Genomic DNA, 15,404 nt, shown 5'->3' on the forward strand with positions numbered 1-15,404 from the left:
CCGAACCCGGCAGCGCCGCGTACGACGAAGATCATCCGATGTTTTTGGGTTTGACCATTTCAGGGAGATCGCGGAGATGCGGAAGAAGCCTCTTGCTCTGACACTTGCCATGTCATTGCTCCTGTCCATGGGTGTGCCGGCTAACGCGTCCGCGACCAGCTCCGGCAAGGAGCGCTTCCAGCCGAGTGTCACCTACGACCTGTCGGTGACCGACGCCGAGCGCGACGCGATCCACGCGGAAGTCGAGGCGTTGGCTGGACGCGTCAACAGCGCGCGGGCGGGGGACGGCAGCTACGACCCGCTCACTCTGATCGGGGCGATGCTGGACGGGTCGAGCTATGACTCCATCTCCCGAGGCGGCACGGCCGCGACCGCTTACCCCTTCCCGGTCAGCAACACCGAAGCCAACCAGAACGAGTACGACCGCAAGGTCGCCAAGCTCGCCTGGGTGGTCAAGCTGGCCACCGACCTGGGGTTCCCGGTGGTCGTGCAACGCCAACCCGACAAGTACGTCTACGCGGAGATCGGTGACCCGGACGCCCCGGAGATGGTCATGGCGTTGAGCCACCTCGACTCGCCGACGGCCTCCGTGTCGCCGGCGCAGCTCGCACGCTGGCGGGACGCCGATGGCAACCTCGGCACTCCTGGTGCCTACCACTCCCCCTACATCCAGGACGGCTGGGTCTACGGAGCGGGCATGCAGGACGACAGCGGCCCGACGCTGGCGACGCTGCTCGCGGCCAAGGCGCTGCTCGAGGCGGGGTTGCCCCTCGACCGACGCATCCGCATCGTCATGGGGATCTACGAAGACGGCGGTCCCGGCACGCCTTCGACGACGAACACGGCCACCTTCCAGTCCATCCCCTACAACTCGAACCCGACCTTCTATGACAACTGGGCCTACAAGAACCTCAACCGCGAAGAGATCCCGATCGCGGCCTACACCTCGGACTCGCGGTTCCCGGTCATCGTCGGCAACTCCGGAGCGGTGACCCCGTCAGTGGCGATGAGTTTGTCCGCGGACAGTTCCAAGGCCTTCCGGCTGACGGGTGCCACCGCCGGCGTCACCCTGCGCGAATGCGACCCGACCCTCAAGGACATCGCGTACGGCAGCACCACGCAGGTCGCCTCGCGGGCCATCTTCACCCTCGATGTGGCGGGGGCCAGCTCCGCCCAGCGTAAGCGGTTCGTGTCGGCGATCACCGGTGCCGCGAAGACGAAGGGCTGGCTCCCCGCCGCCCGCCACACCACGCCCAAGGTGCAGACCACGATCACTGGCGACTCGCTCACGCTGGAGGTCAACACCGATGTGGCGATGGAGATGCCGACACCGCAATACGGCAGGAACGCCGTCGTGTGGGGAATGTTCCTGCTCTCCCAGGGCCTCGGCACCGTGGGGATCACGGCCGCCGACATGCAGTTGAAGAAGGCCGCTGACGGCATCGCCGACCTGTTCTTCCGCGACGGTGTCGAAGGCGAAGCGTATATCGGCAAGTACATGGGCATCCCGGCGAACCTGTTGCGCAACCCGAGCAACGGCACGCCGAACCTGACCTTCGCCCTCATGGGCGGGATCAACTCAGAGACCCCGACGAGCTTCTACACCGACGCCACCGGCAGCCTCAGCATGCCGATGTTCGTGCGCAGCATGCACGTCACCGCGGCTGACTCCGGCCAGGCGACGGCGGCGGTCACGGCCGCCTTCCAGGCGAAGGGGTTCACCATCGGTGACCTCGGCTCGCCGATCGGCGCCGGCTTGTACGTCGATCACGACAACCCGCTGACGGCGCTTCAGTTCGGGAGTTACCGAGCCTCGGTCGAGGGCAACCCGAAGGAGTTCGCGGATCCGAACTCCCTCAAGGACGTGGTCTATCCGCAGGGCACGACCGGCGGCACCCTGGCCAGTAGCTACCGCAACAAGATGACCGCCTTCGGCGCCGTGATCCCGGGTAACGAGCGCTGGTGGCACACGGCCAACGAGCGCATGAAGGTCGACTCGGCGGTGCAGATGACCAAGATCATGGCCGACGGCATGCTGGAGATGGCCCGCTACTCCGGGCCCGCCGGTGCCAAGTTCATGTCGGCCAACATCCCGGGGCTGAACGCCGACCGGTCGGACCTCGACCTGCTCGACGTCACGATCGGCACCTTCAAGGACGCGTCGGCCGCGGTCGGCACGAGCCAGTTGGGCAGCCAGGCCCTGCTCGGCGCCACGAAATTCAACGTTCCGATGTGGAACGCACGCGGAAACTCGGCCCCGACGGCGTCGGCCTTCGCGCTGGGGCACGCCCCGGGCGGGGTCTACCTGCCACTGACCGACACCGAGTATCTGAACAGCACGTACGTGGCGCCGATGCGGCTCGAGTTCAAGGTGGAGCGCCCCGGCTATATGTCGGACCCGGCTTGGGCGAAGTTCGTCGCCGGCGGCTACGGCGACTTCCAGTTCAACATTCTCGTCGGCGACACGGTTGTGCCGCTGGCAGTTCCCGCGGGGCAGAGTGCCGACAAGTATTTCTCCTCGCGCACCTCGGCCAACAACCCCGACGCCATCTACTTGTCGGTGAACCTCGCGATCACCGATGCGCCCTACACCGGGGTGCAGCCCATCCTCGCGGATTCCAAGACGGACCTCTACACGGTCAATCCGACCTACCTGGCCTCGAACCCGGATCCGTTCCCCGGCCGCGGTGCCATCCAACAGCGGGGCTTCTTCCAGTTCGGTGACGGGCAGAAGAACGCGGAGTTCTCCTCTCCCGACGCCGTCTACGTGACAGTCGCCAACGCGGTCGTCGGTGCGAAGCCGTCGGCGGTGGTGAAGAAGCTGACGGGCAACACGAACGCGTTGACCATCACGGTGAAGCAGACCCATGTCGATGGCAGCGAGACACCCGTGACGGCCTCGTTCACCATCAAAAACAACGCTGCTGGCACCTACACAGTCGGCGATTACCAGGTGTACGTCGAAACCAAGGGCAACACCCAGGTGCGGTCGATCCACCTCGTGTGACGTGCAGGCCGCCCAGTCCGCTATAGCTCGACCCCTCAGGAAGGAGCCGGAATGAGCATGAGGTTCACGAGTCGGCGACAGTTTCTGCGACGAGTGGGAGGCGCTCTTGCTGCCGGAGCAGGCATCGCGTTCCTTCCGGCCGGGTTCGCCTCGGCATCGCCCAAGACCGGTCCGACACTGACGCCTGATCATCCTGGTGGCCGGCCGACGACCTACCCGGGAGACCCCGGCTTTGTCGCCACGCGTCCGGAGGAATTTGCTGCCGCCAAAGCCAGTTGGGAAACGCCGGAATATGGTTACTACACCGGGCACAACCCTGCTAACCCCGGCACCGCGATCGATTCACCATGGCAGCTCGTCGCGGTAAACGCGTCCACCGCCTACGCCCTGGGCTACTTCGGGCAGGGCGTCGAACTGGGCATGATGGACTCGGGCTACCGGCCCACCCACGAAGCGTTTCAGACCGGGCTGATCGTTCCGGTGCGAGCGGAGGGGGTCTACGGCACGTCCGGCTTCGGGTATCGAAACGCGGCAACTCCGGGGAACCCGTTTACCGCGGGCGAGCCGTTCACGGTGGCCGCCGATCAGGCGCGAACAACTGACTACAGCCACGGGACCGGCATGCTCGGGGTCACCTCCGGCATCCGCGACGGCAAAGAACAACACGGCATCGCCTTTGGATCGAAGATCTATGTTGCCAAGACCGGTGGCTCCGATACCCAGTCGCACGGCCCCTTCCACGACTACGTCTACTGGCATACAGCCAACAAGGCCCTGGTCGACGCCGGCGCCCAGGTCATCAACAGCAGTTGGGGCTCTTTTGTCCAGACCATCGACAGAGCCCGCTTCGACGGTCGCGGAAACGATCTTGGAGTCAACGGCAACCTCGCCAACGCTTACGAGGTGGCCGGCAAGGACAGCGTCAGTCCCACGGCAATGGCGACCATTCTCCCCAACGAGTATCTGAAGGACCTGGAGTACCAGTACTTCTTCTTCAAGATCTGCTACTCGGAAGGCGGCGAACAATACAATCCGAGGTACCCTGGACGTTCCTTTATGGACGCCATCTGGGATGCCATCAAGGACAGCGGCACCGTCAACGTAAGGTCGTCCGGCAACAACGACTGGAGCAACCCGTTCTTCCGCCCGTCGTATCCCCTCTTCAATCCCTGGGCGGAAAATCAGTTCGTAGCCGTCGGCGGGGTGCAACCGCCCAGCGCGACCAACTCCGAATACACAAAGCAGTTCGGGTTCAACGAGGCCGGGCTCGCCAGATGGTGGACCGTGTCGACCCCGTCAAACAGCGTTCGGACCACGAGCAGCGCCGGCGACACCAACTATTCGAACTCGAGCGGCACATCACCGGCAACGCCCGTTGGCACCGCGGTGATGGGGGTCCTGCTCTCCCGCTATCCCAACATGGACGCCAAGCAGGTGCGTGAACTGATGTTCACCACGGCTAACAACAAGATGTCCGACGGCGTGAGATTCCTCGGCACCGGGCAGACCTCCCCCACCGGGGCATCCATCGCCTGGACCGCTCCCGACGGTCTTCCGGACGAACGCTGGGGCTGGGGCATTCCCGACCTGGCCAAGGGCATGTATGGTCCCGGCCAGTTCCTGAGCCCCATGACCTACACCATGAACAAAGCGCCTCTTGACGTCTGGTCTAACGACATCAGCCAGACCGCGATCAAGGCGAGAGAAAAGGAAGATCGGGAGTGGCTGGCCGGCTACAAGCGGCATGGCATCGCCTACGCCGGTGAGTTCAGCCCCAACGTGCTGCACCCGGACGGCACGCTTGACGAACAGGCCTTCGTGCTTCAGGGCATTTTGGCCGATCCTTACATCCAGGCTCTCACTGACGGCCATCCCGAGTTGTACGACAAGGTCCGCTACAAGGACGCCGTCAAGTGGCGCAAGGAATGGATGGACGCCCGCGCGGCGTACATCAAACACAAGATCGACAAGCACCTCTACACGGCTTCGCTGACCAAGCGGGGCCGCGGGACGCTGGTCATGACCGGCGACAACACCTACGAGGGCGGCACGAGGGTTGAAGGCGGGAAGCTTTCGATCACCGGCTCGCACGCGAGCTCGATCGAGGTCAAGGGCGGCACGCTCGGCGGCACCGGTTTCGTGGCACGCAGCATCGACGTCGACAGCGGTGTGCTGGAGCCCGGGCTGTCGTCCGGTGAAGCGGCGTCCGCGGCGTCCCTCACCTTCACCGACATCGGGCCAGGCAACGTCCTGAAGGTCGGCGGCGACGTGACCGTCAGCCGAGCGGGTCGGCTGGCCATCACCATCTCCGGTGACCACGACTACACGAGCGTGCGGGCCGAGGGTGACCTGGTGCTGGGCGGGGAACTCGACCTGGACGTTCGCGCGCGCCTCACGCCGGGCACGGTTCTGACGATCATGAGCGGCGACTCGGTCAAGGGCCACTTCCACTCCCTGCCGGAACGGCGGGTCCTGAACGCGGGCCGCCACCTGTTCAGGGTGTCCTATCGGCACGGCGATGTGACGCTGACCGTCGTGCGGACACTGCCCGGGGCAGGGTCCGGCCGCGACTAGCCCACGTGGCCTGGCCAGCCAGGCTCAGGTTCGCCTGAGCCCGGCTGGCCAGGCCTTCGCCTTGTCGGGCCGAGATACATAAACGGTTCATATAAAAGTGCTATGCTTCGACCATGAGCCGTCAAGACGCCGCTCGTGGCGCGTCCGCTGAGATCGGGTCAGCCCTCTACAGCTTGGCCACCAGGGCCGTGAGACGTCTTCCACGTGACATGAGCATCACCTCCGCGGCCACCCTGGCCACCCTGGATCGGACCGGCCCGCGACGGATCACCGACCTGGCCGTGAACGAAGGTGTCACCCAACCCGCGATGACCGTCCTGGTTCGGGTGATGGAGGAATCCGGGCTGGTCGAGCGCAGAGGCGACCCGTCCGACAAGCGGGTGACGCTGGTGTGGCTGACCGAGGCGGGCGCGTCCTATGTTCGGACGCGGCGCCAGGCCGGCGTCGAGGCGTTCGCGCGATTGATCGACGAACTCACCAGCGAAGAAGTCAACGCCTTGCAGGGCGCCCTTCCGGCGCTGCTGCATCTGGCCGAGCTCGAAGACCAGAATCAGTGACCGTCTTGCCGAGTTCCAAAGCACGGCCGCTGGTCCCCGCCCTGATGTTCATAGCCCTGGTCGTCGCGGCGGTCGGCAGTCTGGGGACGCCGCTCGTCACCAGCGTGGCCACCACGTTGCACGTCTCGCTCGACAGTGCGCAGTGGACGTTGACCATCGCGCTGCTGAGCGGCGCCGTCGCGACGCCCGTCCTCGGCCGGCTCGGCGCCGGCCCACACCGGCGGACCACGATTCTCGCCACGTTGGCGCTCGTTGTCGCTGGCAGCGCGCTCACCGTGCTGCCGCTGCCATTCGCCTGGCTGCTAGCCGGCAGGGCGGCCCAGGGCGCCGGACTCGGGTTGACGGCGCTGATGATGGGCGTAGCCCGTGACCATCTTCCCGAGGGGCGCAGCGCGGCTGCGATCGCCCTGATCTCGGTGGTCTCGATCATCGGGGCTGGCGTCGGTTACCCGCTCGCCGGGCTGCTCGCCGAACTCGGCGGTGTGCGAGCGGCCTACAGCCTGGGCCTGTTCGTCACCGCCGCCGCACTCCTGGTCGCGTGGCGCTCCATCCCCAAGGCTCCCGAAGGCCGCTCCGCTCGCGTGGACGTGGCGGGTGCGCTCGTACTCGCGGCGGGTCTGTTCCTGGTCCTGTTCCTGGCAAGCCAGCGGAGCCTGTGGAGCCATCACCTCCGGGTGGCGGTGGTCCTCGCCATCGGCGCTGTGCTCCTGCTGTGCGTCTGGGTCGCCTCCGAGTTGCGCAGCAGGACACCGCTGGTCGACGTCCGGGCCTTGCGGCACCCGGCAGTCGCCGGGGCGAACATCGCCATGTTCGTCGGCGGGAGCGGCATGTATCTGCTGCTCACCCTCATCACCCGGTATGCGCAGACACCGAACAGCGCCGGCTACGGATTCGGGCTGACCACCTTTGAAGCCGGGCTGGTCCTCGTGCCGTTCTCCGTGCTGGGCTCCGTCGCCGGCAAGCTCACGCCGCGAGTCCGCGAACGGATCGACGCGCCCCTGCTGTTGGCCGGCAGCGCCGTCGTGGTCGGCAGCGGGTTCGTGCTGTTCGCCGCCGAACGGTCGAACCTAGCCGAACTGCTCACGGCCATGGGCGTGCTGGGCTTCGGCGTCGGCAGCTTCTCGGCCGCCATGCCCGGCGTCATCCTGGCCGTCACCCCCAAGAGCGAAACATCAAGCGCCATGAGCTTCAACTACGTGGTACGCAGCGTCGGGTACGCCCTGGGCAGCGCTCTAGGCGGCCTGATCCTGGGCGCCGGCACCGGCCGGCTCTTCCCGAACGACGGCGCCTACACGACGGCAGCACTGGTCGGCATCGCCGCGATGGCGATCACGGCACTGACCAGCCTGACGCTCGCCCGCCATCGCCAGCCCGAACTGGATAGCACGCACCCGCGAGCAAAGGAACCGAACATGCACAAGTTGGTGGTCCTGTATCCCGAGCCCGCCGATCCCGACCATTTCCGCGACTACTACGTGACCCACCACCTCCCGCTGGTCGCACTCATGCCCGGCCTGCTCGCGTGGCGCTACAGCTTCGACGTGGCCGCGACGCAGGGACAGCCGCCCTACTTCGCGGTCTTCGAAGCGGAGTTCGCCGACGCTGCGGCAATGACCGCGTCGAGGTCGTCTCCGCAAGGCCGGCAGGTCGCCGCAGATGTCGCCAACTACGCCACCGGCGGTGCGATCGTCATCCACTATCCGGTGCGCGACGGCACCAGCTGAGCCATCAATCCAGCGCTGCCCCACACAGCGCTGCTCGCTTCGCGAATGGCGAAGGCCGCCAACGGAATGCCTTGATACTTCGATATCCATCGACTAACTTCCGCTCCGGAATGCGCGATCTAGCGCTCTGTTTCGGGGAACGGAGTAGCCACGTGTCAATCAAGTCACGAACTCTCGGCATCATCGCCGCGGCCGCGCTCGGCGTTGCCGGGGTGGTGGTGCCCGCGTCGCCCAGCTTCGCGGCGCTGCCGACCTGCAACACAGCCAGCCCCACTCCTTATGCGAGCGCCGTGCCGCTGTGGGCCATTTCCGGGCCCACGTGGGAGGACAGCTGGGATTGTCAGCTCCGGCAGGGCAACACGGGCGATGGCGTCCGCTGGCTGCAGGAGAACCTCAACCGTTGCTACACCGCCGGCCTCACGGTGGACAGCCAGTTCGGACCCCGCACCCGGTCGGCGCTCGTCTCGGCGCAGCGCCGCGCGGGCACCGCTGCCGATGGCATCTACGGCCCCAACACCCGCCGGGCAATGGTCTGGTTCGCCTACTTTCACCCAGGTTGCCAACACGCCGGCGTCTGAGCTGGCGAGGGCGGAGGAGCGGCCGGCATTCCTCGACAAGGGCATCGCGGAAGCGCTCGCGTTCACGATGCCCTTGTCGCGCACGCGACGTGTGGCGGTATCTACGCCCGTACGAGACGGAATCTAGCTGGCAACCAACGTCTTGAGTGCGATGGCGACGAACGACCACACGACGTAGGTGGCTACCACCACGGCGATCATGGCCAACGCCTTGACCGCCGGGTGCAGCGACCTGCGCGCCACCTTCAGGTTCAACCACGCGCCCGCGCCGCCAACGGCACCGCCGACGAGGCCACCGAGCCCAATGAGGACCAGCGGCAGCAGCGACAGGATGAGCTGCCACCAACTGAGCCCGCGGAATGCAGCCCAGCGATCACCCTTCTGAAGCGCATTGTTGGACAGATTCGGTGTAGCCATCGAGTCTCCCTGCCGGTGGGTGTGGGTCTGCGATCTTGCCACACCACCGATGTCTGCTGGCACGACCAGCCCGCCCCAGAAATTGCGCGGCAGCGTGGCTGATCAGACCGCACCAACGTCCTCGCGCCTGCTTGTCGACGTCAGCGTCTCCGCGCTGCCGACGCCGGTTCGTGACGATCTCCGCCAACGAGATCCCCTCGGGTTCGGACATCGGCCTCGACCTGGACCTGGATCGGCCCACCCGCCGGCGACCCCACCAGGCCCTCGATGTCCTGAGCGCCTCCGGGTGCATCTCTCGGCGCCGTTTCGCTACCTCTGGATGCAATTGACGGATGGCAGTCGTGACCTCGCCCAGACCATGCGGGATCTTCTCGCTGCGCCACGCGGTCGGCGCATGAAGAGCGTGCAGAGTTAGTCGTCGGCGGTCATCGGGGTGCACCCTCGCCTCGGACTGCTCCGGCGCTCGGTAGTGCTCGTCCTGGGAGAGAGCGCCGGCCGAGCAGGAACGCGTCGGCGCGCTCGTAGGGCTGGCTGATGAACGCGGTGGTCTCGTCGTCGCCGCGCCCGAGTGCCTAACCGCCGCGCTCGAATCCGTTCCGGCGGTCCTTGCTTGCGCCGCCCCTGGTGGCCGGCCCCATCCCTGCAACGAACACCACCACCCCGATCCGGCACTCGCACGGCACGCTCGCCGCCGGGCCGGCGTCACAACCGGCGGTTGTGGATGTCGCGGGCGACGATCCCGTCCAGCGGCACGCCGGGCGCCAGGTCGGCTGGATCGAACCAGAAGATCACCACTTGCGGGTCCTCGCTCCACCGCGCCAGTTGGGCGGTTACCTGCCGGCCGTCGACCGTGCCGACGATTCGCTGGGCCGGGCCGACGAAGTAGCCAAAGGTCGGAACGGGGGGGAATGTCCGCGGTGCGCCCGACTCGTCGCAGCCAATCGCGTGGAAGCCGGCGCTGCGGTCGGTGCCCTCGACGTCGTTGACCAGGTAGTCCGTGGTCAGCGCGCCACCCGCCAGCCGGCGACCGCCAACCAGCCCGATCGTCACTCCGGGGTGACCGGGCACCTCGACTGGGACGAAGTAGTAGACCCGCTGGTCGGCGCCGTAGCGGATGCCGGTGTCGACCACCGCGCCGACCGGCACGCGCGACTCGGAGGTGGCCGTGGGTGTTGGTGTGGGCGCGACGGCGGCTGGCCTTTGGCGGTGCTCGTGCGGTGGCAGACCGTCCCTGCCGACGGCAACCAGCGCGACGGCGACGACCAACGCGACGGCCACCGTCGCCCCTCCGGTGCGGGCGAGTCGGCGGCGCCGGCGCAGCCGCCGCCCGTCGCGCATGATTGTGGCCAGGTCGAGGGCGGTGGGCTGCTCGGTCGCGCGCATGGCGTCGCGCAGCCGCTGTAGCTCGCTCATGGGCACGTTTCCTGGGTCTGCGGCTCTCGGATGCTGGCGGCCCGCAGCTTCTCCAGGGCACGGGAGCTGGTGCTCTTGACCGTGCCGAGCGAAACTCCGAGTTCCTCGGCCACCTTCGCCTCCGCGAGGTCGAAGTAGTAGCGCAGCACGACGATGGCCCGTTCTCGCGGGCTGAGCGCGCCGAGCACCGCCACCAGCCAGAGGCGGGTGGTGACCTCGTCGGCGACGTCCCCGCGCCGCTGCTCCGGGACCTCGTCGGTCGGGTACTCCCGAATCGGCCGCCGCCACCCGTCGACCAGGTGGTTGACCAGGACGCTGCGGGCGTACCCGTAGGCGTCACCGTCGCGGATGCGCGACCAGGACGCGTAGGTGCGGACCAGTGCCGTCTGCGCCGCGTCCTCGGCCCGGTGGTGGTCGCCGGTCATGAGGAACGCGGCGTGCACCAGACGCGCGGACGCCGCCCGCGCGAACTCGATGAACTCCGTGTCACCCCGGTCACCGCGGCCCCTTTCCCGTTCCACGCGGGAAGAGACGGGTGGGGACGGTGAAAGGTTGAGTCTCCGCGAGATCAACTTTCCGACCTGGTCACCCGTCTCCCTTCCCGCGCAGCCGTAGGACGGCGCCGCGAAGGGAGAGACATGCTGAGCAAGGGTACGCGTCGGCGCCGGGCGACCGAGGCGGTGCTGCTAGCGATGCTGCTCGGCGGCTGTGGGGCGCCGGCAGGCGCGCACCCCACGACGCCGGCGGCCGGGCAGCCCCGGAAAGAGGCCGCCCGCGCGCCAGCCGCGAGGCTGTCCAGGTCACCGGTCGCCGCCATCAGCTACCCCGCCACCGGACGCAACCGCTGGTCGACCGCTGCCGCCGAGGCACCGACCCGGCCCGGCCGCGGCCAGCTGCTGCGCTACCGCGTGGCGGTGGAGCGCGACATAACCGGACTGCCGGTGGCCGACGTGGCCGCAGCGGTCACCGCGACGCTGAATGACCCGCGAGGGTGGACCGCCGGCGGAAGCTGGCAACTTCGCCGGGTTGGCCTCGACCAACCAGCCGACTTCACCATCTATTTGGCCACCCCCGGCACCCGCGACAAGCTGTGCCAGGACATTCCGGACGGCTACACCTCGTGTCGCAACGCCAACCGGGTGGTGCTCAACGTCGCGCGCTGGGTCAAGGGAGTGCCTGGCTACGGGGCCAGCGTGAACACCTACCGGCAATACATGGTCAACCACGAGGTCGGGCACCGGCTCGGTCTGGGCCACGAGAGGTGCCCAGGACCCGGCCAGCCGGCGCCGGTCATGCAGCAGCAGACGCTCGGCCTGCACGGGTGCACCGCCAACGCGTGGCCGTACCGCGATGGCCGGCGCTACCGGGGTCCGCTCGGCGAATACGACGACGAGTTGCCGCCACGCGAAGGCGCGCGCCGGGCCGCCTGAGGACCTTGCTTCTACGCCCTCTCGCCCGTCCGTGCCTGCTCGCCGCTCCCCCAGGCCTGGACCCGAGGTGGGTCCAGGCCATGGATGCGTAGTATCGATCGCCGAGGTCGTGAAATAGGTCGATAGCCCGACGAAGCTGGTGACCGCCGATGCGTATTCGCCGAGGTGGTGTTGGGCGTACCCGAGAGTGTCCCAGGCGTTGGCCTGGCCGGCCCGGTCGTTGAGGTTCCGGGTGACCTCGATCGCCTCTCGGCAGTGGGTCAGGGCCTCGTGGTAGCCGCCAAGCTGCGCATGATGCCAACCGACCGCGTTCAGGGCGTGCCCGAGCCCGTGCCGAAGATCGCTCGTGCGGCAGATGGCGACAGCTGGTGGGCCCAGGCCGTTTTGCCCACGCCCGCCGCGCCCGACACGGCCGCGACGGTCACTGCGGTGGGGTGCGCACCGGACGTGGCGTGTGCCGCATCAAGCAAGGCGAGTTCGCGTCGGCGACCGATGAAGCTTCGGATACTCATGGGCAGCAGCGCCGGGACGGCCACCGGCGCGGACCCGAAGGCGGGCGGGTCCGCGTCCCCGCGCAGGATCGCGTGGTGCAGGGCCTGTAGTTCTGGACCAGGGTCGGCGCCCAATTCGTCAACGAGGTGGGTGCGCGTACTTGCGTAACGCTCGAGTGCCTCGGCCCTTCTGCCGGTCGCGTGAAGCGCTCGCATCAACACGACGATGAGGGGCTCGGCGAAGGGGAAATCGGCCAGCAGCGCGACGGCCGCGTCCAGTCGTTCCATGCTCCACCGGCTGCGGGTGAGTGTCGGCCACTGTCCTGCGACGCCGCACAGGGCCTGGCCGCTCCACAGATCGAGCGCCTCACGCAGAATCGTCGCACGTTCGGAATCCGGACAACTGCGATGCCGGGCGCGCGAGGCCAGTGTCCGAAACCGATGCAGGTCTATCTGGTGTTGATCGACGTGAAGTGTGTAGCCCCCGGATTGACGCACCAACACCGGTCGGGCCTGCTCGTGCAGCTCCGCCCCGGTCACCACGAGCAGCCGGCGCAGATGCGTGACGTTGGCGTGCACGGCCGACCGAACCCGAGGCGGAGGCTGCTCCCCCCACACCCGGTCGATCAGCGTTTCCGTTGGCACCGGACGGCCCGCGTCGACGGCTAGTGCGGGCCGCTGACCGTGGTCGCGATCTATCGGGACAGACCACAGCGGCTCACAACGACAAGATCGGGGATGCCAGTGAAAAAGGTTGTGGTCCGAGGCCTGGTGGCTGTGCTACTGGCCGGCATGGCTCTAGTGCTGGGTGGCGATCCTGCCCATGCCCAAATGCCCGCGGGGTGCCGGGTCGACATCGGCCTTGTCTACGAGGAGAACGAGTACATCAACGGTGAACTGTCCCTAGTCTTGGTCTACCCGGCACACACAGCGGTTCAGGCGCCGTTGCGGGTGAACGTCACGTGGGTGACTCCGCTGGACGAGGAGGTGGCCTCGACCCGGTAGTCCTTCTCGATGCCCTCCAGCCCGTCCCAGAGGCGTACGCCCCGGCCGAGCAGGATCGGGACCACCACGACGTGCATATGGTCGACCAGCCCGGCAACGACGAACTCGCGAATCATGGTGGCCCCTCCCCCGAGGCGGATGTCCCGGTCGCCGGCGGCCTCGCGGGCCGTCTTGAGCGCCTCGGCCGGCGACGCGTCGAGGAAGTGGAACGTCGTGCCGCCCTCCATCTCGATCGACGGGCGGGTGTGGTGGGTCAGGACGAAGACCGGCGTGTGGAACGGCGGGTTGGGGCCCCACGCCCCCTTCCAATCCGGGTCCTCGTGCCATCCGGGGTGGCCGAACTTTCCGGCACCCATGATCTCGGCGCCGATCCCGGACTCGAACTGTTGCACGAAGAGGTCGTCGACGCCGCTGCTACCGCCCTGGTCCCACGACCTGGTGGCGAACATCCACTCGTGCAGCCTGTCTCCGGCGTGACCGAAATGTGCGTCGCGGCTCTGACCCTCGCCGGTGCCGAAGCCGTCGAGTGAGATGGAGAAGTTCTGGACGCGTACGCGGGACATGGTTGGTGCTCCTTCGGTCGCCGGGGGTCATTTCGCGGTCATCAGCGATGTTTGCAGCCTCATTGTCATGACGTCCAATGCCAAGTTCGCTCATATCTCATAGATAAACTTGATGCATGTTGAACCTGACTCAGCTCAAGGTGCTGGAGTCGGTCTCCCGCCACGGCTCGGTGACCGAGGCCGCGAAGGAACTGCGTTACTCGCAACCGTCGGTCAGTCACCACCTAGCGCGGCTGGAAGCCGCCACCGGAGCCAAGCTGATCCAACGCGTGGGCCGCGGCATCCGGCTGACCCCCGAAGGAGAGCTGCTGGCACGACGGGCGGCGGAGATCCTGGGGCGACTCGACGCCGCGTCTTTCGAGCTCGCCGCCCGCGTGGGGCTTCGTGCCGGACGGGTACGGCTCGCCGGTTTCCAGACGGTCCTCAGCACCCTCGTGCCGAAGGCGGCCGCCGCGCTCTCCCGGTCGTACCCGGGCATCGAGTTGAACTTGATCGACGCCCATCCGGCCGACGGCCTGCGGATGCTGCGGTCGGGAACCGTCGACATCGCCTTGATCTTCCGCAACGCCGACACTCCTCCGGACGAGGAGGAGGGGTTCCGGCTCACCCACCTGCTGGACGACCCCCTCTACCTGGTCAGCGACCACTCCGATCAGCGCCTCGAGGACCACCGCGAGTCCGCGTGGGTCGGCGGCTGCGAACGCTGTCGGGCCGCCACCATCACCGCATGCGAACGCGCCGGCTTCGCTCCACGGTTCGCTTACTTCTGCGACGACACCGTCATCACCCAGGCGCTGGTGGCCGCCGGAATGGGTGTCGCGATCGTCAACGGACTCGCGTTGCGGGCGCACCGGGCGCCGGGCGTCCATGCCACACCGCTCACGGACAGCCCTCGCCGGATCTACGCCGCGACGTACGGAGACCCGCCGGACCCGCCCGCCACTACCGCGCTGCTCGAGATCCTGACCTCATTGCCGTGACGCACCCCTGGCGCCGACGCAGCCGGGCGACCACCCGCGACGGCCAGCCCCTCACGAAGCGCCGGAAGAGTGTTACCTCTCCTGCGTCGTCGGATGGTGCGACCCTGCGTCGCGCGGTGCCTAAGCGCCGCTGAACGCCTGCGGGCGGAGAACGACGTGTGCCCCACCCTGCTACAGACCCTCGTCGGGCTGCTCGCCCTCGGTGGCGTCGCGCTCGGCGCGGCGATGACTCTCCGCCAGGTGCGGGCCAGCCGCGACGGCCAGCTCATCGACCTGTTCACCAGGGCTATCGAGCAGCTCGCGAGCGAGCGGATCTCGGTGCGCCACGGTGGGATGTACGCCCTGGAACAGCTCTCCCCACGCCACCGCGGCCACGTGCGCGCACTGATCACAGCGTTCGTCAACGCGCGCCCTGGCCACCGGTGCGCCCCGAGGAGGAACTGGCCCTGGACCGGGCCCGCCTCCAGGGCGCTCTGCCCGACGACGTGGGCACAGCACTAGCGGTTCTCGGCCGCCGCCTGATGATCGTCGGCGGCGCGGTGTCCCTGCTGGAGGATGTAGACCTGCGGGCGGCCGACTTGGAAGATCTCGACCTCACCCGTGCTGTCCTGCGGCACTCCACTCTGGCCGCGTAGTAGCTGACGAGACCACCACCTGGCCGGACG

At 67.6% G+C, this 15,404-nt stretch carries 14 protein-coding genes; 9 read left to right on the top strand and 5 right to left on the bottom strand.

Going from position 1 to position 15,404, the window contains the following annotated elements; genetic code table 11:
* Window positions 1–109: 109 nt before the first annotated feature.
* The 5 genes from DFJ67_RS35595 to DFJ67_RS35615 all read left to right on the top strand — a co-directional run bounded on the left by DFJ67_RS35595 (window position 110) and on the right by DFJ67_RS35615 (window position 8,440).
* Window positions 110–3,007, top strand: a complete 2,898-nt coding sequence (locus tag DFJ67_RS35595) for a M20/M25/M40 family metallo-hydrolase (protein ID WP_170216127.1) — start codon at window positions 110–112, stop codon at window positions 3,005–3,007.
* Window positions 3,008–3,058: 51 nt separating this feature from the next.
* Window positions 3,059–5,581: a S8 family serine peptidase gene (locus tag DFJ67_RS35600; RefSeq protein WP_116073130.1), complete on the top strand. Its 2,523-nt coding sequence runs from the start codon at window positions 3,059–3,061 to the stop codon at window positions 5,579–5,581.
* Between the two features lie 209 nt (window positions 5,582–5,790).
* A complete protein-coding gene (locus DFJ67_RS35605) occupies window positions 5,791–6,138 on the top strand; it encodes a MarR family winged helix-turn-helix transcriptional regulator (protein ID WP_116073132.1) in 348 nt (115 codons plus the stop codon).
* Complete coding sequence (locus tag DFJ67_RS35610; protein ID WP_203783343.1) at window positions 6,135–7,862, top strand: MFS transporter; 1,728 nt, start codon at window positions 6,135–6,137, stop codon at window positions 7,860–7,862. The genes DFJ67_RS35605 and DFJ67_RS35610 overlap by 4 nt, the downstream gene beginning before the upstream one ends.
* Before the next feature lie 152 nt (window positions 7,863–8,014).
* The gene (locus DFJ67_RS35615; protein ID WP_203783342.1) at window positions 8,015–8,440 is read left to right on the top strand and encodes a peptidoglycan-binding domain-containing protein; all 426 of its coding nucleotides are present in this window, start codon (window positions 8,015–8,017) and stop codon (window positions 8,438–8,440) included.
* 123 nt (window positions 8,441–8,563) lie between these two features.
* On the opposite strand, the gene DFJ67_RS35620 is transcribed toward DFJ67_RS35615, so the two are convergent.
* The 3 genes from DFJ67_RS35620 to DFJ67_RS35630 form a co-directional block, all read right to left on the bottom strand.
* Complete coding sequence (locus DFJ67_RS35620) at window positions 8,564–8,857, bottom strand: hypothetical protein (RefSeq protein WP_116073136.1); 294 nt, start codon at window positions 8,855–8,857, stop codon at window positions 8,564–8,566.
* Window positions 8,858–9,559: 702 nt separating this feature from the next.
* Complete coding sequence (locus tag DFJ67_RS35625; protein ID WP_116073138.1) at window positions 9,560–10,270, bottom strand: hypothetical protein; 711 nt, start codon at window positions 10,268–10,270, stop codon at window positions 9,560–9,562.
* Window positions 10,267–10,791: a SigE family RNA polymerase sigma factor gene (locus DFJ67_RS35630; RefSeq protein WP_116073140.1), complete on the bottom strand. Its 525-nt coding sequence runs from the start codon at window positions 10,789–10,791 to the stop codon at window positions 10,267–10,269. Before DFJ67_RS35630 ends, DFJ67_RS35625 begins: the two co-directional genes overlap by 4 nt.
* 117 nt (window positions 10,792–10,908) lie before the next feature.
* On the opposite strand from DFJ67_RS35630, the gene DFJ67_RS35635 reads away from it, so the two are divergent.
* Entirely contained in the window at window positions 10,909–11,700 is a 792-nt protein-coding gene (locus tag DFJ67_RS35635) for a DUF3152 domain-containing protein (protein ID WP_116073142.1), read from the top strand.
* Between the two features lie 311 nt (window positions 11,701–12,011).
* Here the strand turns inward: DFJ67_RS35635 and DFJ67_RS35640 are convergent, their stop codons facing one another.
* Together DFJ67_RS35640 and DFJ67_RS35645 are read right to left on the bottom strand one after the other, a co-directional pair.
* Window positions 12,012–12,770: an AfsR/SARP family transcriptional regulator gene (locus DFJ67_RS35640; RefSeq protein WP_170216128.1), complete on the bottom strand. Its 759-nt coding sequence runs from the start codon at window positions 12,768–12,770 to the stop codon at window positions 12,012–12,014.
* 356 nt (window positions 12,771–13,126) lie between these two features.
* Window positions 13,127–13,759, bottom strand: a complete 633-nt coding sequence (locus DFJ67_RS35645; protein ID WP_116073146.1) for a dihydrofolate reductase family protein — start codon at window positions 13,757–13,759, stop codon at window positions 13,127–13,129.
* A 116-nt stretch (window positions 13,760–13,875) separates the two neighbouring features.
* Between DFJ67_RS35645 and DFJ67_RS35650 the strand changes: the two genes are divergently transcribed.
* From DFJ67_RS35650 to DFJ67_RS43050, 3 genes are all read left to right on the top strand, one after another.
* Window positions 13,876–14,739: a LysR family transcriptional regulator gene (locus DFJ67_RS35650; protein WP_116073148.1), complete on the top strand. Its 864-nt coding sequence runs from the start codon at window positions 13,876–13,878 to the stop codon at window positions 14,737–14,739.
* A 156-nt stretch (window positions 14,740–14,895) separates the two neighbouring features.
* Window positions 14,896–15,240, top strand: a complete 345-nt coding sequence (locus DFJ67_RS35655; protein WP_116073150.1) for a hypothetical protein — start codon at window positions 14,896–14,898, stop codon at window positions 15,238–15,240.
* Window positions 15,225–15,374, top strand: coding sequence for a pentapeptide repeat-containing protein (locus tag DFJ67_RS43050; protein ID WP_170216129.1), 150 nt, complete (start codon window positions 15,225–15,227; stop codon window positions 15,372–15,374). The genes DFJ67_RS35655 and DFJ67_RS43050 overlap by 16 nt, the downstream gene beginning before the upstream one ends.
* The last annotated feature ends 30 nt before the right edge of the window (window positions 15,375–15,404 follow it).

Source organism: Asanoa ferruginea (assembly GCF_003387075.1).
GTDB lineage: Bacteria > Actinomycetota > Actinomycetes > Mycobacteriales > Micromonosporaceae > Asanoa > Asanoa ferruginea.